Here is an 18,844-nt window from a genome sequence, read left to right on the forward strand (position 1 = left end):
TGTCGAAGAACTTCTCGGCACCGAGGTCGGCGCCGAAGCCGGCTTCGGTGACGACATAGTCGGCAAGCTTCAGCGCCGTCGTGGTGGCGACGACCGAGTTGCAGCCATGTGCGATGTTGGCGAACGGACCGCCATGCACGAAGGCCGGGTTGTTCTCCAGCGTCTGCACCAGGTTGGGCTGGATGGCGTCCTTCAACAGCACCGCCATGGCGCCGTCGGCCTTGAGATCGCGAGCATAGACCGGCGACTTGTCGCGGCGATAGGCGACGATGATGTCGCCGAGGCGCTTCTCGAGGTCCTTGAGGTCGGTGGCGAGGCACAGGATCGCCATCACTTCGGAGGCGACGGTGATGTCGAAGCCGGCTTCGCGCGGGAAACCGTTGGCGACGCCGCCCAGCGAGCAGATGATCTCGCGCAGCGCCCGGTCGTTCATGTCCATGACACGGCGCCAGGCAACGCGGCGGATGTCGATGCCGAGCTCGTTGCCCCAGTAGATGTGGTTGTCGATCAGCGCCGAAAGCAAGTTATGGGCGGTGGTGATGGCGTGGAAGTCGCCGGTGAAGTGGAGGTTCATGTCATCCATCGGCACGACCTGGGCCAGGCCGCCGCCGGCGGCGCCGCCCTTCATGCCGAAATTCGGGCCGAGCGAGGCTTCGCGGATGCACACGACCGCCTTCTTGCCGATGCGGTTCAGGCCGTCGCCGAGGCCGACCGTGGTGGTCGTCTTGCCTTCGCCGGCCGGCGTCGGGTTGATGGCGGTGACCAGGATCAGCTTGCCGTCCTTGTTGCCTTTCACCGATTTGATGAACTCGGCCGAGACCTTCGCCTTGTCGTGGCCGTAGGGCAAAAGGTGCTCGTACGGGATGCCGATCTTGGCGCCGATCTCCTGGATCGGTTTCTTCTTGGCGGCGCGCGCGATCTCGATGTCGGATTTGAATTCGGCCATGGTCATTTGCCTCGAAGATTGGGTTGTCGGAAGTGCATGTTGTGGTTCTAAAACTGTGGCCTCGGCAGGTTGCTGGCGAGGTAGGCTGAGGTCAGCGTGTTTGCCATCAGAAGCGCGATCGTCATAGGTCCAACGCCGCCGGGTACCGGCGTGATCGCGCCGGCATGGTCTGCCGCCTCGGCATAGGCGACGTCGCCAACCAAGCGGTTCTTGCCGCTACCCTTTTCCGGCGTGGCGATGCGGTTGATGCCCACATCGATCACCGTGGTTCCTGGCTTGACCCACTCACCCCGGATCATTTCCGGCCGGCCGACAGCAGCGACCAGGATGTCTGCGCTACGACAAAGCTCCGGGAGGTCCTTGGTCCTGCTGTGAGCAACGGTGACGGTGGCGTTCGCGGCAAGCAGAAGGTTGGCCATCGGCTTGCCAACGATGTTGGAGCGACCGACGACCACTGCATTGAGGCCGGAAAGATCCTTGCCGTGAACGCGCTCGATCAGCAGCATCGAGCCGGCCGGTGTGCAGGGCACGAAGGCCGTGTCGACCTCACCGGTGCCGAGCTTGCCGACATTGACAAAATGGAAGCCGTCGACGTCCTTCTCCGGCACAATCGCCTGAATAACCTTGCCGGCATCGATGTGACCCGGAAGCGGCAACTGCACCAGAATGCCGTGGATCGTCCGGTCATGGTTCAAAACCTCGATGAGATCCATCAGGTAAGCTTCGCTGACATCCGCGGGCAGGGTGTGTTGAAGCGAATTGAAACCGCATTCCTTCGCTGTGCGCGACTTCGCAGCCACATAGACTTGGCTTGCCGGATCCTCGCCGACGATGATAACCGCGAGCCCAGGTTTGACATTCTTGGAAGCAGCCAGTTCGCTGCTCGCGCTTGTGACCTTTGCGATCACATCGGCTGCAACCGCCCTGCCGTCGATCACTTCAGCCATTGCCTCTCTCCGCTCCAGGGAATGAATACGGCGTCGTTTTGCCGTCGAACTTCGAAAATCAAGTTGCAAAAATCCTGCAACTATCTGGGCTGCAAGTCAACTATAAGGAAAAAAAAATTCATACTAAGAAATAATTTTGATGGCGTCTGCCTCAATCAATTTGCCGGCGGCTACGCAGGATCCAAAAAGAAAGTCACCGCCCGGCCTTGCAGGCGGTGACCAGGCAACCGCGGTTCAACGCGGCCTGGAGGAGGGAACGTTTCCCGGTTCGAAAATGGTCAGGCTGTCGCCGATCAAAGTACGAAGATCCGGTTGGCGATGAGTACCACGATCAGGCCAGCCACCAGCGTCGCGTAGGGCAAGATTCCGGCCTTCTTGGCTCTGAGGTCGGTGGACTTCATGCCGAGATCGTCCAGCATATGATCGGGGAACTTGCCGCCGTCCTGAATGTAGTGCCGGAAGCAGAACACCGGAATGATCAGCGATGCGGTTATCAGGCCGGCCCACAGCGCCATTGGGTTCCAAACCTTGGCACCGGCACCCATGAAGATGGCGTTGACGTAGGCGAACAATGCCCCGATCCCCAGCAGCCAGGTCGGCGCCTTCCAGGGGCGCTCGATATGGCCGTTGTCGATCCGATGGATCCAGCCGGCGTTGAGGTTGAGGAAGTTGAAGATGATATAGCCGCAGTTCGACACCGCGAGGATGAAGAAGAAGCTGGTCGCGTCAGCCGACGCGATAGCCAGCACGATCAGGTTGAAGCAAAGGTCGGTCCACATCGCCCGGGTAGGCGCGCCGTGCTCGTTGACGTGGCTCAGATAGCGCGGCAGCCAGCCGTCGACGGAGCCCTGGTAGAGCGTGCGCGAGGAGCCGGCCATCGCCGTCATGATGCAGAGCACCAGCGCCAGGATCATCAGCATCACCAGGAGGCTGTGGATCAGGTAGCCGCCGCCGACCATGCCGGCCAACGCGTCGGCGACGCCCGAGCCGTCCACGATCGGCGTTGCCAGCATGCCGTTGAGGCCAAGCACGCCCTGGAAAGTGAAGGGCACCAGGATGAACAGAAGCATGCAGAGCAGGCCGGAATAGAAGATGGCCTTGAAGGTATCGGTGCCGGGATTCTTGAACTCCGACGTGTAGCAGACGGCGGTCTCGAAGCCGTAGGTCGACCATGCCGCGATGAACATGCCGCCGAGCGCCAGCGTCCATCCGGCGATGTTCCATGAGCCCGGGTCGGGCGCGTAGGCGGCGGCCAGCGGCACCAGAGGCGAGAAATTCGCCCAGTCGATCTGGCCGGTGAAGATCGGCACGACGCCGACGATCAGCATCGGGATGATGACAAGCAGGCCGATATATTTCTGCACGCTGGCAGTGCCCAGGATGCCGCGGTGCTGGATCGCGAAGATGATCAGCATCAGCACCGCGCCGATGAAGAAGGTGGCGTTCAATGAGAAACTGACAGGCCCAAGCGTGTGGCTGAAGAGCGACCAGTTGCGGATCGCAGGCGTTGCGGCAGCCGTCACCGCTGCGATGGCATCGGCCGCGCTCGTACCGGCGTGGGTCCCGAGGTAGGCAACGACTTGCGGAGAGGTCTCGGTGAAGACCGGAACCGGCGCCAGCGCATTGAGAATGTAGGCGGCGGCGATGGAGCAGCCGAGCGACAGCACCGGCGACCAGGCGAACCAATTGCACCACACCGACAATGGCGCGATGAACTTCGAATAAGGCAGCCAGGCGGTTGCGCCATAGACCGAGGCGCCGCCGGACTTGTTGGGAAACAGCCCGGCGATTTCGGCATATGTGAACGACTGCAGAAAACCCATGATCATGGACACGGTCCAGATCAGGAAGGCCAGCTTGCCAGTCGTGCCAGCTATGCCGCCGATCGAGAACAGAACGAGGGCGGGGACGCCGCTCGCCACCCAGAAGGCGCCTCGCCAGTCAATGCTTCTATGCAACTGCCCCGCGGTTCCCTCCGCGTAAGTCTCCGATAAAGCGCTCATGGCTCTTTTCCCATTGTTAGAGGTTGAGTGTTCCTGCGATCCGGCTTCCCTCTGCCGGTTATGCTTATTCCTGCTAGCATTCTTTATTTCATTGCAATAAAGATCGTCGACGCTCCTCGATGTGGTTAAGCGCGTTTCCCGCCCCCCATTCCCCAAGATCGTTGATCAACGTCAGTGCGACACGGCGGAATGCCAGGCGCATCTTGTCTACCGGCGGGCCTGAAAGCTGCATTTCGGCGATCGCTCGATCCATCAGAGCCAGCCAGTCTTCGGCGTCGGCTGCCGAGATCGGCACATGCGCGTGCATGAGACGGACGTCCATGCGCCCGTGCTTTTCCTGATAGTGACGACGCCCGCCGAGGAAGCCGCACAGAAAGTTGAACTGTTCCTCGCGGGCATGGTCGACACCGTGTCCGCGAAAATGCAGTCGCAGCAACGACTTTCCGCGAGGATCGGTCTCGATCAGGTCGTAGAAGCAGTTGACCAGACGGCGCAAAGCCGTTTCGCCGCCGATCTGCGCAAGAAGAGTTTCCTTGGCTGCTGGTTCCATGTGCGTCAGGACTGTGGACGGGTTTTCTTGGGATCATAGTGCGACAGCGGGACGATCGTGGCGGGCAGCCGCTTCTGGTGGCCGTCGAGCTTGCCGATCTCGACCTGCGTGCCGACATCGGCATGGGCCACGTCGATGCGCGCCAACGCGATGTTCTTGCCGAGGATCGGCGAACGCATTGACGATGTGACCTCGCCGATCTGCGCGCGTCCAAGATGGACGCAGTCGCCGTGGCCGACCGCGACGGCCCCTTCGATGTCCAGCCCGACCATCTTGCGTGACGGATGTTCCTTGCGCCGGATCAGCGCGTCCCGCCCGATGAAGTCGTCGGCCTTGGACTTGAGCGGCACGGTGAAGCCGATGCCCGCCTCGAACGGGTCGGTCTGATCAGAGAAGTCATAGCCGGCGAAGATCAATCCCGCCTCGATCCGAACCATATCGAGCGCGGCCAAGCCCATGGGCGTCAATCCGTGCGCCGGTCCTACGGCCCAGATCGCGTCGAAGACCTCCCCCGCGTGCTTGGGATGACACCAGACCTCGTAGCCCAGCTCGCCCGTATAGCCTGTGCGCGACAGCACGACAGGTGGGCCCTGGTCATCACCGATGCGGCCAACGGTGAATCGGAACCAGCCGAGTTCGGTGATCGATGGCTGATGCGGCGGCGTCCAGATTACCTTCTTCAGCAACTCGCGGCTCTCCGGCCCCTGCACGGCAATGTTGTGCAACTGATCGGTGGAACTGCGGACCAGGACGTTGAGGCCGAGCTTTTCCGCCTGTTCGCGCAGCCACATGCCCGAATACTCGTCGCCGCCGACCCATCGGAAATTGTCCTGGCCGAGGCGGAACAACGTGCCGTCGTCGATCATGCCGCCATGCTCGTAGCACATGGCGCTATAAACGATCTGGCCGACGGCCAGCTTCTTCACGTCACGCGTCAGCGTGTACTGAAGCAGCGCTTCCGAATCCGGTCCCGTCACCTCGAACTTGCGCAGGGCGGAAAGGTCCATCAGCACTGATTTCTGCCGGCAAGCCCAGTATTCGTCGATCGGCCCGGCTTGTGCGTAGCTGTTGGCCAGCCAGTAGCCGCGATACTCCACGAAGTTGCGGGTCAGCTTGGACAGGCGGTCGTGAAACCCAGTTTCCTTGGTCATCTTTGGCTCCGAATCGGGAGTGGCGCGGACCGCCACGGCGCGTTGGAATTTCTCGACCCCTGAATAGGTGCGCACATGGATGTCGGTCGGATTCCAGCCATTGGCCGCCGTTGTGTCATCAGGGCAGGCGGAGTTGACGCAAACGAGGTCGGTCAGCGCCCGCAAGAGCACGTAGTCGCCAGGCCGCGACCATGGCTCGTCGGCATACATGACGCCATGCGCGTCGATCCCGGTATTGAAGAAGAAGTTGGCAGCCATCCAGCCGCCGCGCGGACCGACGCCGTATGAGCCGAGCGCCTTGTTGAAGTTTTCCGTGCAGTTGATATGGCCCGGATAGCCGATATCGTCATAATATTTCGCATAGCACGCCAGCGAGAACGCATCGTGCCGGCCGCAAGTGTCCTGCACGACCTCGACCAGCGGCAGGAAGTCCTGGTCGTAGTATTTCGAATGCAGGCCGGGCAACGGATAGGCATGCCCCATCGCGCTGCGCGTGGCGGTGACGTCGAGCGCATGCTCCTTATCCTTGTCCAATTTGCGCGCCGAAAAGCACTGGAAATCGGTGCACTGGCGTCCGTCGACATCGATGATCTGAATGTAGTCCCCGGCCTTGACGAAATAGGCCTCTGCCGTCGACGAGTGCACGCGAAGGTCGAGAACCGGATCGGCAAGCGGATCCGGCAAATCCCGGGAGGTCTCACGCAAGCGTATCGTCGCGCGCCGCACATGGACGGTCAGCGGCGTCGCAGTCTCCTGGCCGTCTGGCGCCATGTCGGTTCCTGGCGCGGCGATGACGAGCCAGCCACCGCGCTGGACGGTCAGCTCGACATTGGTCTTCGGCGGTGTTGTCGTGTCGAAGAAGCGAACCCCGCCCGCCGCGGCGAGGTCGATACCACGGATCTCGAGCGCCTTGCACAGCCGTTGCAGGCTGCCGTCCTGACTGGTCAGCAGCGCCTTCAAACCCGCCGCATCCGAGTTCGGACCATGGCCTACGATGCCGGCGTCAATACTGCCCGACGCGTCGGCCACGACGACCTCGCAGATTTGGCCGCCCTCGTCATTCGTTACCGTGATGCTGTCGCCCGCCGCAATGTCGATCAGCATCGCTCCGGCGCCGCCAACGATGTAGCGCTCGGTGCCGGCGGGCAGGGCCAATCCGCCGGGACGAAAAATACGGCTCGGCTGCGGCGGTCCACCGCGGACGGGAGGGTAGATCGTGGTCAGCATCGTTACCTCCTCGCTGAGGCTGGGGCTCAGCTGCTTGAGTGGCTACGCCGTCATCGACAACCTGTGCTGGGATACCTCGATGCAGTCCAATCCCAGCAGCGTCGGGTCCATCAGGTCGACGCGCCCGTCCGCACGGGCAGCCAATCGTGTCTGATGCGGAGCGCATCCGTAGGCTTCGCGATAGACTTTGGAAAAGTGCGACGGCGAGACAAAACCGCAGGCCACCGCAACTTCCACGACCGGCAGGTTTGTGCTCACAAGAAGAAGCTGCGCGCGCTCCAGGCGCAGTTCCATGTAGTATCGGTTCGGCGAGCGTCCCAACTCCCTGTCGAAAAGCCTTTCGATCTGCCGGCGCGATATTCCGCTCAACGCGACAAGGTCGTCGACCGGCATAGGGTCATCCAGGCTTGCCTCCATCAGGCTGATGACCTTCATCACTGCCTTGTGGTTGAGCTTGACGCGAGAATGAAGGGGCAGACGCTGTCGCTCCCCGGCCGAACGCATTCGGTATGCGATGGCTTTTTCGCAGACGCGATTGACGACAACTGAACCATGGTCCCGTTCGACCAAGTGTAGAAACATGTCGAAAGGCGCATCCCCACCCGAGCAGGTATGCAGATCTCCGTCATGTTCAAAGGCCGTCTGGGTGGACTCTATCCCCGGAAACTGCTCGCAAAATAACGGAAGCTGCTCCCAGTGAACGGCGCACCGACGCCCGTCGGCCAATCCGGCCCGCGCGACAACGAGGGTGCCACTGCCGATGCAGACGAGGGGGATGCGGCGCATGCGGCATTCCCTTAGCCAGGCATCGAGTTGCCTGTTTGGGCGCGGGATGGCGCTGCCGCCGCAAATCACCGCGGCTGACGTCAAATTTGATTTTTGGGTTCGCTCGCGTTCATCTTTCAACGTGGAGTCGATGGCGACGGTCAGCCGGCAACTCGACATCACAGGCTGCCCGTCTTCAGATATGACTTGCCAGCTGTAGACGTTTTTCCCGATTGCTTCGTTGGCTAACCGCAGTACTTCTACCGCGCAGGAGAAAGCCTGAAGCGAGAAGCCAGGCAAGAGGTAGAAACTAAACGACCTATGCGCGGTCTGTGTAGTCAGCATCCTGGCTCCTCCTCTCTCATCTCGTCATCTGCCCGAAACTGCTCTGAGCGCGGCACGGGAGAGTGAACGGTCCATAGGGCTTCGGGAAAAGTGGCTCGGCAACGCAAGCTCAGTTGCTCAGATAACTCTGCATCGTGTCGTCCAGCGCATCTTTCCACGGCGTGTGATGCTGCGGCGCCATGCTGCCGGTCATGACGGACTTGTAGCTGTTGTTGCGGAAGCCCATGATGTCCTTGATCTTGTGCTTCTTCCATTGGAAGAAAGCCTCGTCGGCGGCGTCCACGTCAAAGCTTGGATAGTCGGTCTCGGCGATCAGCTCCTTGATATAGCGGCCCTGGTAACGGATCGCGTCATAGCTGTCCTCCCCTGCATCCTCGGCCGCCACCCGCTTCTCGACATCGGTGACCATTTCGTTCTTGGACGCAGGCAGCCTGATCCTGCCGAGGATAGCGTCGCGCACCCACCAGGCCTGCGCATCGAACATATTGAAGGTGTACCACTGGTCCTGCATGCCGAGATAAAACAGTGCCGGATTGTGGACGTAGACCACTCCCTTGTAGAGGTCAGCCGTAGCCAACCTGTTTGCTGTGCGCAGCCGCAAGTCGTCCGACATGAACGGGAAATGGTGCTTGTAGCCGGTGCAGAGGATGATCGCGTTGACCGTCGCGGTCGAGCCATCCTTGAAGGTTGCGACGTTGCCCTCGACCTTGGTCAGTAGGGGCACCTCCTTCCAGTTGGCCGGCCACTTGAAGCCCATGGCCTCCGTACGGTGGCTGACGGTGACCGACTTGCAGCCGTACTTCCAGCACTGAGAACCGATATCCTCGGCCGAGTAGCTGGTGCCGATGATCAGTATGTCCTGACCGACAAATTCCCGTGCGTCGCGGAAGTCGTGAGCATGGAGGATGCGGCCATTGAATGTTTCGAATCCGGGGAACTCCGGCACGTTTGGTGTCGAAAAATGGCCCGACGCGACGATCACGTGGTCGAACTCTTCCGAATAGGACCGGTCGTTGGGAAGATCGTGCACACGCACGGTGAACTTGCGGTCCTCAGCGCTCCAGGTCACAGACCTCACAACGGTGGAAAAACGGATCCACGGGCGGACGCCCGCCTTCTTCACGCGCCCTTCGATGTAGTCAAACAACACGGCCCGGGGCGGATAGGAGGCAATCTGCTTGCCGAAGTGCTCCTCGAAGGAATAGTCGGCGAACTCGAGGCCCTCCTTGGGGCCGTTGGACCAGAGATAGCGATACATCGAGCCATGCACCGGCTCGCCGAATTCGTCCAGGCCCGTGCGCCAGCTGTAGTTCCACAACCCTCCCCAATTCCTCTGCTTTTCAAAGCAGACGATTTCGGGAATCTCCGCGCCTTTCTGCGCAGCGGACGCAAAGGCTCGCAACTGCGCCAAGCCGGACGGGCCGGCACCGATGACGGCAATCCGTTTCTTCATCATGATTCTCCCATTTGGTCTGAACCGGTTTATGATAGATTGGTTCTTTTGGTTCAAACCAGTTATGATCGAAACGGCAAACTTGTCAACTAATATTCATGGAGGGAAAATCGATTTGCGCCAGAATTGGCCTCGGTTTATGAACGGTCGGGTAAGGAGCGCGCCATGAACGCCGCCAGCCTAGTGCAACGACTAGCAGTGAACGCCCAGGTCAAGCGGCTTGGTGTCGGCGCACAACGCGTGGTCAAAGTAGGCTTTCTCGGGCCGCTCAGCGGGCCTGTTCGCTCTTGGGGGCTGCCGGGATTGAACGGCTGCCGCATCTGGGTGGACTGGATCAATCGCACCGGCGGAATGCTCATCGGCGGGACGCGGCACAACGTTCAATTGTTGGCCGAGGATTGCGGCTATGACCCCAATCGGGCGGCGGAAGGAGCTCGGCGCCTCGTGCAGGATCACGGGGTGGGGCTGCTGATGATGCACGGAGGCGACACGTTTCGCCCGGTCCAGGACTATCTAATGTCGCGCAAGATCCTGACCTCTACGCTGCTGCCGAGCGATCTTTCGCCCGACACGCCGTACCTGATCGCGCCCAGCGAGATCCATCCCCTCTACAACGTCACGGCAGTCGAATGGCTTGCACGCAACCGCCCCGACTTGCGCCGCGTCGCCATGTGCAGCCAGACGGATGCGCTGGGCCTGCCTTCGCTGGCGACTTATCGGGCTGCCTTTGCGGCCGAAGGGATCGCGTCGGTGGGCGAGATCCGCTACGCGCCGGAGACTACGAACGCCGACGAAATACTGCGCGCGATGCTGGCCGGCAGTCCCGACATTTTGTGTTGGTGCACAAGCTATGAGCCAATGGTTCACGCGCTGACCGAGGCTGCTTTCCGGTCGGGATTTCGGGGGCAGATCATTTCCTGTACTGCCGACTATTATCGGCGGCTGGTCGACCGGACATCGATCGATTTCATGGAGGGCTTTCTGTTCCAGTTCCCGGACTTCGACGATCCGGAGCTCCGCGACAAGGCCTTTTTCTTCAATCGCCCAGCCGAGTTCTTCGCGGAGTACAATCGGCGTTTCCCGGACAGCTGGAGCGCGGTTTCCTGGGAATACGTTGCCACGCTCGATCTTTGGCATGCGGCGGTCGAGAAAGCTGGAACGGCAGCCCCTATCTCCGTCCTCGCGGCGATGAAGCATGGCGGGCTCGGCGAGCATGCGTTCGGGATAGCGAAATGGGCGGGCTCGGATCTGTTCGGGAACGACAACGCCCTGATCGGCGACTGGCCCGTCGTGCGCATTACGAATGGCCAGGCGCGAATCGTAGCCTTTGGGTCGGTCCCGGCTTGGCTGCAGAGGCACGGCGCCCGGTTGCGCGACGAAATGCGCGCGCTTGGGCTGATGTGGGATCAGCGCCATTCCGGTGTCTCCGGAGAACTGCGCATCGCCGCCGGATAGGACCGGCCGAGCTCAATCTTCTTGCAGAAGCAGCTTTTGTTCTTCAATCAGCAGCAGCTTGGTGAATTCGACAGCGCTCTCGATATCCCGGGCGATGATCGCGTTGAGCAGCGTGTTGTAGCGGCGCTGGTAGTCCTGTATTCGCCTGGGTGTCAGATGCCGCCGGTTGAGCGCAGCGCGGAAGCTCTGGCGGCGAGCCTGGATCAACAGATCGTAACATGACGTCAGTAGCGGATTTCCCGCGCCGCGGGCAACCTGACGGTGGAATTCATCCTCGAGCCGGGCGAACTCCGCCGCTTCGGTTTGAACCCCTTCCATGGCGGATAAGGTCTCGCTCAGTCCCTCAATGGCACGCGGCGACATGTTGATGATGGCGAGCCTCATCATGTCGGGTTCGATTATTCCGCGCATCACCAAGAGGTCGAGTGGGCTCGCCTCGGCAGCAACACCTCCGGTCGCGTCATCCGGAGTTGCCTGACCCTTCACGAAGCTGCCGCTCCCGGCACGCCGGCGTATGAAGCCATGTTTCTCGAGTATGTCCAGCGCTTCGCGAACCGTGTTCCGGGCGACGCCAAGTTCACCGGCCAATGTTCGTTCCGAGGGCAGCCGTTCGTCGGTGGTGTATTGCTGAGAAGTTATTCGCGCCAGCAGCGTGTCCACCACGACACGAACCGTGGCAGTGATTGAATGATCCGCGACGAGGGCCAAGGCAGCCTCATGTTTCGATGACATCAACGACGTTCCTTTCGGCATCCGAAAGTCCGCATCCATTTGCGATGGTTCCGGTTGGCCACGCAAGCCGTAACCGATGACCGCGCCCTTTTGGCGGTCGACTGATCCTGATCGCCAATCTGGCATTTGGCGGTCTGTTTCGCGCAGGTGTCTCGTTCTCGGTTTCTGTTGGCCTTCGCCTCTTCCTTGCCGGGATGTCCGATCGGTCATTTTGCTCTCAGGTAAAAAATTTTAACAGGAGTATTGATTTCAGGAACCAGTTCTCGCAAACTGGTTCAATAATTGGTATAAAAAAAGGGGAATGCAATGACCAATTCCTGGAGATTTTCCACGCTCGCCGATCGCCATCGCGCGCTCGGTTCGAAACTCGAAGACTGGAGCGGTATGGGCACCGCCTGGCAGTATTCGGGCGACCCGGAACGCGAATATCTGGCGATCCGCACCAAGGCCGGCCTTATGGACGTCTCCGGCCTGAAGAAAGTGCACCTGAACGGGCCTGCGGCCAGCCACATCATCGACCGCGCCACGACGCGCAACGCCGAGAAGATCATGCCCGGTCGTTCGGTATACGCGACCATGCTGAACGATGCCGGCAAATTCATCGACGACTGCGTGATCTACCGCATGGGGCCGAACAGCTGGATGGTCGTGCACGGCTCGGGCGGCGCCCATGAACAGCTCACCATGGCGGCCACGGGCCGCGACGTTGCCATCCGCTTCGATGACAATCTCCACGACCTGTCGCTGCAAGGGCCGCTAGCCGTCGACTACCTGAACAAGCATGTCGAAGGCATCCGGAACCTGAACTACTTCAGCCACATGCATACCTCGCTGTTCGGTCTGCCGGTGACGATTTCGCGCACAGGCTACACAGGCGAGCGCGGCTACGAGATCTTCTGCCGCGGCCAGGATGCGCCAGCGATCTGGGACCGGATCCTGGAGGAGGGCGCGAGCATGGGCATCATTCCCTGCCGGTTCACGACGCTCGATCTGCTGAGGGCCGAAAGCTATCTGCTCTTCTTCCCTTACGACAATTCGGAAAGGTATCCATTCGAGAACGAAGGTCCCGGCGACACCTTGTGGGAGCTCGGGCTGGACTTCACTGTTTCGCCCGGCAAGGTGGGCTTCCGCGGCGCCGAGGAACATTATCGGCTGAAGGGCAAGGAGCGCTTCAAGATCTATGGCGTCAAGCTCGAAGGCACGACGCCGGCCGAGGAGGGCGCGCTTTTGCTGAAGGACGGCAAGAAGGTCGGCGTGGTGACGATCGGCATGTACTCCAGCCTCAACAAGCACAACATCGGCATTGCCCGCATGCCGGTGGATTGCGCGGTCGACGGCGTGAGGATGACGGTTCAGAATTCGACCGGCGAAATCCCCTGCGTCGCCCATTCGATGCCATTCTTCGATGCGGAAAAGAAGCGTCGCACCGCCAAGGGATAAGTCGCGGTGAGGCGCGGCAAGCAGGGCTCAAGCCCGCAAACCAACCAAAACGGAGCCGAGGGTCAAAGTCAGTGTTAGAAGGCTCGATTCCAAGCCGCCCCGTCTATGGCGTGCTGGAGATGCGACCGGGGCGGCTGCATCTGATGGTCGCCGACGCCGAAGGTGCGGAGGCGATCCTCGAGTTTGCCGCCTCTGCGCCCCCCGATTTCCTCGCCGCGGCGCACATCGTTTATATTCCCAAAAAGACAGGGGACAAGTTCGCCGCCAGGCTGGAACAACTGGCCCCTGCCCAACTCTATGTCGGGCCGAGCTACGAGGCCGCGCTTCCGCGGCTGAGGCGGATCTTGGCCGGAGCACATATGGGCCTGCAGGTCTACCTGGCGGGGACCGAGGGACTGATGGGCCAGGCGATGCTCGAGGCCACTCAGGCCGGCATACCGCATTCCGCGATCCAGACAGAGCACCGCGGCTCCACCGCGCGCCGCGTGCAGTGCGTGCATTGCAAGGGCGTCACCGAAGACGTCACACACGATCCTTTCCAATGCGCCCATTGCGGTCTGCATCTGTTCGTGCGCGATCACTATTCGCGCCGCATAGCGGCCTTCCAGGGCGTGCGCATCGACGCGGAGGACCCAGGCAACATTCCGGAATCGGTGGAGCGTTTCAGATGAGCGCAGGAGCCGCAAAAATACCCGTGACAGTGGCTGAGGTCACGCCAGTCAACGAGCTCGTCACCCGTTTCAGGTTCGTGCGCCGTGATGGCGGCCCGATGCCTACCTTCTCGGGCGGGGCGCATACGGTCGTGGAGATGAACGACCAGGATCGCGTACGCCGCAATCCCTATTCGATCATGAGCGATCCCGCCGACCGGGAGGGCTATTCGATATCGATCCGCCGCGACGACAGTGGAAGAGGCGGCTCGCTATTCATGCATCAGCAGGTGAGGCCGGGGATGGAGATGGTCATCTCCAACCCGGTCAATCTGTTCGCTCTGGATTTGCGGGCGCGAAAGCATCTGCTGCTTGCCGGCGGCATCGGCATCACGCCGTTCCTGGCACAGATCAAGCAACTCGGCGCCATGAATGGCAACTTCGAGCTGCATTATTCCATCCGGACGGCGTCCCTTGGTTCTTACGCCGACGAGCTTGTGGCCAACTATCGCCCGCGCGTGCATCTTTACCATGACGACCGTGGCGAGCAGATCGACCTGCCGGCATTGCTCGAGGGACAGCCGCTCGGCACTCATGTCTATGTCTGCGGGCCTAAAGGCATGATCGCCTGGGTGCGCAAGACGGCCGCCGCGCTCGGATGGCCGCGCGAGGCGATCCATCACGAGGAATTCCTTGCGCCTGCCTCAGGCAAGCCTTTCGAGGTCGCTCTGGCGCGGTCGAACAAGGTGATCCAGGTCGGCGAACATCAAAGCTTGCTTGAAGCCATAGAGGCAGCCGGCGTCGAGGCGCCTTATCTTTGCCGCGGCGGCGCCTGCGGTCAGTGCGAGACGGATGTCCTCGAGTGTGACGGAACGTTCCTGCACAAGGACCATTGGCTGACGCCGACGCAATGTGCCAGCGGCACCAAGATCATGCCGTGCGTGTCCCGCTTCGAAGGCAGGACACTGGTGCTGGATCGATAGCGAGGAGGACGCTGCGATGACTATCATCTTCAAGGAAGAAACCTTCCACGACGACTTCACCTTCCGCAACTCGCCGGAGGCGGTCAAACGCTTCCCGTTCCCGTTTCCCGAGGACAGCTACATGTACTCGGTGAACCTCGAGCCACATAAATCATACCGCCCAGGCAGCGTCTACGAGCGGACTTTCGACGTCGATGAGCACTACGTCTCAGAGATGCGCGATCGGGCACGCGTCCTTGCCGAAGACCCGTTGCGCTGCCAGTCGCTGCCGCACATGACCTTGGCCGGCTGGGATCTGCTCGAGCTGATCATGACCTCGAAGGCGCAGGAGTATCCCGAGCTTTTCGAGCTGCACCGGGACGGGGCCAAATGGCATTGGATCAACCGCCCGCTGGGCATCGAGCAGAAGTTCACCTTCCTCGATGAGACCACATTGCCCTGTGGCCCGATGGAATACATCACGCGGCAGACCCAGGGCGACTTTGCGCTGCTCGACCAGCGCGACGACAACCTGTGGATGGACGCCGGCATGGTGACGACACAGGCCGACTGGAGCCTCGATTTCGACATTGGCATGAACTTCTTCGAATGGCACGCCCCAGTGCCGAAGGCACACGAAATGGGAATCTTCCAGCGGGCCCTAAAATTCCTCCTGAATGTGCAGCAGGGCTCGCCGGCGCGCCGCCTGAACTGGACGATGACCGTCAATCCCCTGCTCGATACAAGCCCCGAGAATTATCACAAATGGGGCGTCATGAAGCGCGACCTGACGCTTGAGAACATGGGGCAGATGATGCATTTGCGCGTCGAGCTTCAGACCTTCTTCCGTCTCCCTCGCTCGAATGCCCTGGTGTTTCCGATCCGCTGTTACCTCATCAAGCTCGACGAATTGGTGACGGTGCCGAAATGGGCGAGACGCTTCCATCGCGTCATCCGCGACCTGCCGACGGAACTTGCGACCTACAAGGGCTTCATCACCAATCGACCCAAGATCGTGGAATGGCTGTCACGATATGACGACGGCGCTCCGACGTCGCCAGGCATTTGGCCGGACTGAACAAGCCGTGCCCGTGGGCGCCAGATACGGAAGCTGGTGAACTCGCTGTTTGATACGATGTTCCCGGCAGGACGGTACCGCGTCGCCCCCATGAAGCCGCATGCTGTTCGCCAGGCGGGGTAAAGGCGTCTCTCGCGTATTCTTCCACAGAGGTTGAGCCCGCCACTTTGGCTGGCCATGTCCTGCTTCAACTTCTCTCGATTACCGCCACATTTTGCCCGCCGAACTCTCAGGCGCGGCAGGACGCAGTCGCAAGCCCGCGCCCGGCCGCCAAAGAATGGTTTCGGTTCGCGCCGAACAGGCTTCCAGCGACGATGGCCTGTCAGCGCCTCGGCAATGATTTCAAGGATTCGCTTCGATTGCCGGGAGTTTCATCATCCGGCCGGGTGGGTAAAAACCTATCCGGCCAATAGGTCATTTCTATCCGGGCAGGTGTTGTTGATAGGTGGCTGTCGATTGATGCTCCTAGGATGACATGAGCGGGTCTGCCGCTCGCCGAGGAGGACTTCATGGCCGGTTATACCCATCTTTTCATCCCAGGACCGACCAACATCCCGGAGGAGGTCCGGCAGGCCATGAACCTGCCGATGGAGGACATGCGCGCCGCTTCCTTCCCCAATCTCACGCTGCCGCTGTTCGAGGACATCAAGAAGGTTTTCAAGAACGAGACCGGCCGCGTCTTCATCTACCCTTCGTCGGGCACCGGCGCCTGGGAGGCGGCGATGACCAATGTGCTCAGCCCCGGCGACAAGGTGCTGATGTCGCGCTTCGGCCAGTTCTCGCATCTGTGGGTCGACATGGCCGAGCGTCTCGGCTTCGAGGTCGAGGTCATCGACTGCCAATGGGGAACGGGCGTCCCGCTGGATATCTACGCCGAGAAGCTGCACGCGGACAAAGCGCACCGCATCAAGGCGGTCTTCTGCACCCAGAACGAGACCGCGACCGGCGTCACCAGCGACGTCGCCGGCTGCCGCGCCGCGCTCGACGCCGCGAACCATCCGGCGCTGCTCTTCGTCGACGGCGTGTCGTCGATCGGCTCGATCGACTTCCGCCAGGAGGAATGGCGCGTCGACTGCGCCGTCAGCGGCTCGCAGAAGGGTTTCATGCTGCCGGCCGGCCTCGGCTTCCTGTCGGTCAGCCAGAAGGCGCTGGCCGCCTCGCGGGTCGCGACCCACCAACGCTGCTACTTCTCCTTCGAGGACATGATCCGCGCCAACGACACCGGCTATTTCCCCTACACGCCGGCCACCCAGTTGCTGCGTGGCCTGCGCGCCTCGCTCGACCTGATCGCCGAGGAAGGACTGGACAACATCTTCGCCCGTCATCATCGCCTGGCCGAGGGCGTGCGCAAGGCGGTCGAAGCCTGGGGGCTTAAGCTGTGCGCCAAGCAGCGCAAATGGCACTCCGACACGGTCAGCGCCATCCTGGTGCCGGAAGGCATCGACAGCGCCGACGTCGTCAAGCGCGCCTACCAGAAATACAACACCTCGCTGGGCGGCGGCCTCAACAAGGTGGCCGGCAAGGTCTTCCGCATCGGCCATCTCGGCTGGCTGAACGAGGTGATGGTGCTTGGATCGCTTGCCGCCGCCGAACTGGCGCTGCTCGATTGCGGCGTCGACCTGGCGCCGGGCTCCGGCGTGGCAGCCGCGATCGAACATTTCCGGCGCACCGCCGCGATGCCGGTCGCCGAGGCGGCGTGAGGAACGCACGATGAGCCACACCATCAACCACCTCAAGAAACTGAGGCTCCAGCGCAGCGAGCTGGCGGTTCCGGGCTCCAGCCCCGAGATGATCGACAAGGCGGCGAACAGCGCCGCCGACTTCGTCTTCCTCGACATCGAGGACGCGGTGGCGCCGCCCGACAAGGAACGCGCCCGCAAGAACATCATCCAGGCGCTCAACGACATCGACTGGCGCGCCAAGGGCAAGACGGTGTCGGTGCGCATCAACGGCCTCGACACGCACTACATGTACCGCGACGTCGTCGACGTCATGGAACAGGCCGGCGACCGGCTGGACACCATCCTGGTGCCGAAGGTCGGCGTGCCGGCCGACCTCTACATGGTCGAGGCCATGGTCAACCAGATCGAGATGGCCAAGGGTTTCAAGACCCGTGTCGGCCTCGAGGCGCTCATCGAGACGGCGCTCGGCATGGCCAATGTCGAGGCGATCGCCGCCACGCCGGGCCGGCTGGAAGCGATGCATTTCGGCGTCGCCGACTATGCCGCGAGCAACAAGGCGCGCACCGTCAACATCGGCGGGCTCAACCCCGACTATCCCGGCGACCAGTGGCATTTCGCCTTGTCGCGCATGACGGTCGCCTGCCGGGCCTACGGTCTGCGCGCCATCGACGGACCGTTCGGCGACTTTTCCGATCCCGAAGGTTACACGGCGGCTGCCAGGCGTGCCGCGGCGCTCGGCATCGAAGGCAAATGGGCGATCCACCCCTCGCAGATCGCTTTGGCCAACGACGTGTTCTCGCCGCCGGAAAAGGAGGTCACGCGCGCCCGGCGCATCCTCGAGGTGCTGAAGGAAGCCGAAGCGCTCGGCAAGGGTGCTGCCGCGCTCGACGGCAAGATGATCGACGCGGCATCGGAGCGCATGGCGCGCAACGTGCTGGTGGTGAGCGAGGCGATCGAGCGCGCCGGCCAGGCTCACGCCGCGGCGCACTGACAATTACCGGGAGGACAAGATGGACATTCACGAATACCAGGCCAAGGAACTGCTGGCCCGCCACGGCGTGCATGTGCCGCGCGGCGGCCTCGCCTACAGCCCCGAGCAGGCAACCTACCGGGCGCGCGAGATCGGCGGCTCGAAATGGGTGCTGAAGGCGCAGGTCCATTCCGGCGCGCGCGGCAAGGCCGGCGGGATAAAACTCTGTTCCAATGACGAGGAGATCGCCAACGCGGCGGAAGCCATGCTCGGCCGCAAGCTGGTGACCCAGCAGACCGGTCCGCGCGGCAAGCTGATCTCGCGCCTCTATCTCGAGGAAGCGGTCGACATCGCGCAGGAACTCTATCTCGGCTTCGTGCTCGACCGGAAGGAAGAGCGCGTCATGATCGTGGCGTCGGCCGCCGGCGGCATGGAGATCGAGGACATCTCGGAAAAGAAACCGGATTCCATCATCCGCGCCACGGTCG

General features: G+C 61.7%; 16 protein-coding genes. 8 read left to right on the forward strand and 8 right to left on the reverse strand.

From position 1 onward, the window contains the following. From AC4FWB_RS32940 to AC4FWB_RS32970, 7 genes are all read right to left on the reverse strand, one after another. Nucleotides 1-946, reverse strand: a 946-nt coding sequence (locus AC4FWB_RS32940; RefSeq protein ID WP_491030404.1) for a formate--tetrahydrofolate ligase, incomplete at its 3' end; no start/stop codon positions are given. Nucleotides 947-993: 47 nt separating this feature from the next. Further along, the gene (folD, locus tag AC4FWB_RS32945) at nucleotides 994-1,893 is read right to left on the reverse strand and encodes a bifunctional methylenetetrahydrofolate dehydrogenase/methenyltetrahydrofolate cyclohydrolase FolD (RefSeq protein WP_491030419.1); all 900 of its coding nucleotides are present in this window, start codon (nucleotides 1,891-1,893) and stop codon (nucleotides 994-996) included. A 293-nt stretch (nucleotides 1,894-2,186) separates the two neighbouring features. Beyond that, the gene (locus AC4FWB_RS32950) at nucleotides 2,187-3,896 is read right to left on the reverse strand and encodes a trimethylamine N-oxide permease (RefSeq protein WP_491030405.1); all 1,710 of its coding nucleotides are present in this window, start codon (nucleotides 3,894-3,896) and stop codon (nucleotides 2,187-2,189) included. 88 nt (nucleotides 3,897-3,984) lie between these two features. Next, the gene (locus tag AC4FWB_RS32955) at nucleotides 3,985-4,446 is read right to left on the reverse strand and encodes a group II truncated hemoglobin (protein ID WP_491030406.1); all 462 of its coding nucleotides are present in this window, start codon (nucleotides 4,444-4,446) and stop codon (nucleotides 3,985-3,987) included. A 5-nt stretch (nucleotides 4,447-4,451) separates the two neighbouring features. Further along, a complete protein-coding gene (locus tag AC4FWB_RS32960; RefSeq protein ID WP_491030407.1) occupies nucleotides 4,452-6,824 on the reverse strand; it encodes a trimethylamine N-oxide demethylase in 2,373 nt (790 codons plus the stop codon). Nucleotides 6,825-6,866: 42 nt separating this feature from the next. Beyond that, nucleotides 6,867-7,934 (reverse strand): GlxA family transcriptional regulator, encoded by a 1,068-nt coding sequence (locus tag AC4FWB_RS32965; RefSeq protein ID WP_491030408.1) that lies wholly within the window; start codon nucleotides 7,932-7,934, stop codon nucleotides 6,867-6,869. 109 nt (nucleotides 7,935-8,043) lie between these two features. Next, on the reverse strand, nucleotides 8,044-9,387 hold the full coding sequence (locus AC4FWB_RS32970; protein WP_491030409.1) for a trimethylamine monooxygenase: 1,344 nt from the start codon (nucleotides 9,385-9,387) through the stop codon (nucleotides 8,044-8,046). A gap of 165 nt (nucleotides 9,388-9,552) precedes the next feature. Here AC4FWB_RS32970 and AC4FWB_RS32975 point away from each other — a divergent pair, with 165 nt between their 5' ends. After that, nucleotides 9,553-10,842: an ABC transporter substrate-binding protein gene (locus tag AC4FWB_RS32975; RefSeq protein ID WP_491030410.1), complete on the forward strand. Its 1,290-nt coding sequence runs from the start codon at nucleotides 9,553-9,555 to the stop codon at nucleotides 10,840-10,842. Nucleotides 10,843-10,854: 12 nt separating this feature from the next. Here AC4FWB_RS32975 and AC4FWB_RS32980 read toward each other — a convergent pair whose 3' ends face one another. Continuing rightward, nucleotides 10,855-11,784 (reverse strand): FadR/GntR family transcriptional regulator, encoded by a 930-nt coding sequence (locus tag AC4FWB_RS32980; RefSeq protein ID WP_491030411.1) that lies wholly within the window; start codon nucleotides 11,782-11,784, stop codon nucleotides 10,855-10,857. A 96-nt stretch (nucleotides 11,785-11,880) separates the two neighbouring features. On the opposite strand from AC4FWB_RS32980, the gene AC4FWB_RS32985 reads away from it, so the two are divergent. From AC4FWB_RS32985 to AC4FWB_RS33015, 7 genes are all read left to right on the forward strand, one after another. Then, nucleotides 11,881-13,014, forward strand: a complete 1,134-nt coding sequence (locus AC4FWB_RS32985) for an aminomethyl transferase family protein (RefSeq protein WP_491030412.1) — start codon at nucleotides 11,881-11,883, stop codon at nucleotides 13,012-13,014. A 71-nt stretch (nucleotides 13,015-13,085) separates the two neighbouring features. After that, nucleotides 13,086-13,685 carry a dimethylamine monooxygenase subunit DmmA family protein gene (locus AC4FWB_RS32990; protein WP_491030413.1) on the forward strand — a complete coding sequence of 200 codons (600 nt, stop codon included), beginning with the start codon at nucleotides 13,086-13,088 and terminating at the stop codon, nucleotides 13,683-13,685. After that, nucleotides 13,682-14,647, forward strand: coding sequence for a PDR/VanB family oxidoreductase (locus tag AC4FWB_RS32995; protein ID WP_491030414.1), 966 nt, complete (start codon nucleotides 13,682-13,684; stop codon nucleotides 14,645-14,647). Before AC4FWB_RS32990 ends, AC4FWB_RS32995 begins: the two co-directional genes overlap by 4 nt. Before the next feature lie 16 nt (nucleotides 14,648-14,663). Next, the gene (locus tag AC4FWB_RS33000) at nucleotides 14,664-15,704 is read left to right on the forward strand and encodes a heme-dependent oxidative N-demethylase family protein (RefSeq protein WP_491030415.1); all 1,041 of its coding nucleotides are present in this window, start codon (nucleotides 14,664-14,666) and stop codon (nucleotides 15,702-15,704) included. 509 nt (nucleotides 15,705-16,213) lie between these two features. Continuing rightward, complete coding sequence (locus tag AC4FWB_RS33005; protein WP_491030416.1) at nucleotides 16,214-17,404, forward strand: aminotransferase class V-fold PLP-dependent enzyme; 1,191 nt, start codon at nucleotides 16,214-16,216, stop codon at nucleotides 17,402-17,404. A 10-nt stretch (nucleotides 17,405-17,414) separates the two neighbouring features. Beyond that, nucleotides 17,415-18,377, forward strand: coding sequence for an HpcH/HpaI aldolase/citrate lyase family protein (locus tag AC4FWB_RS33010; protein ID WP_491030417.1), 963 nt, complete (start codon nucleotides 17,415-17,417; stop codon nucleotides 18,375-18,377). A 19-nt stretch (nucleotides 18,378-18,396) separates the two neighbouring features. Next, a partial coding sequence (locus tag AC4FWB_RS33015; RefSeq protein WP_491030418.1) for an ATP-grasp domain-containing protein occupies nucleotides 18,397-18,844 on the forward strand: 448 nt, incomplete at its 3' end.

Source organism: Mesorhizobium sp. LEGMi-168a (assembly GCF_058312955.1).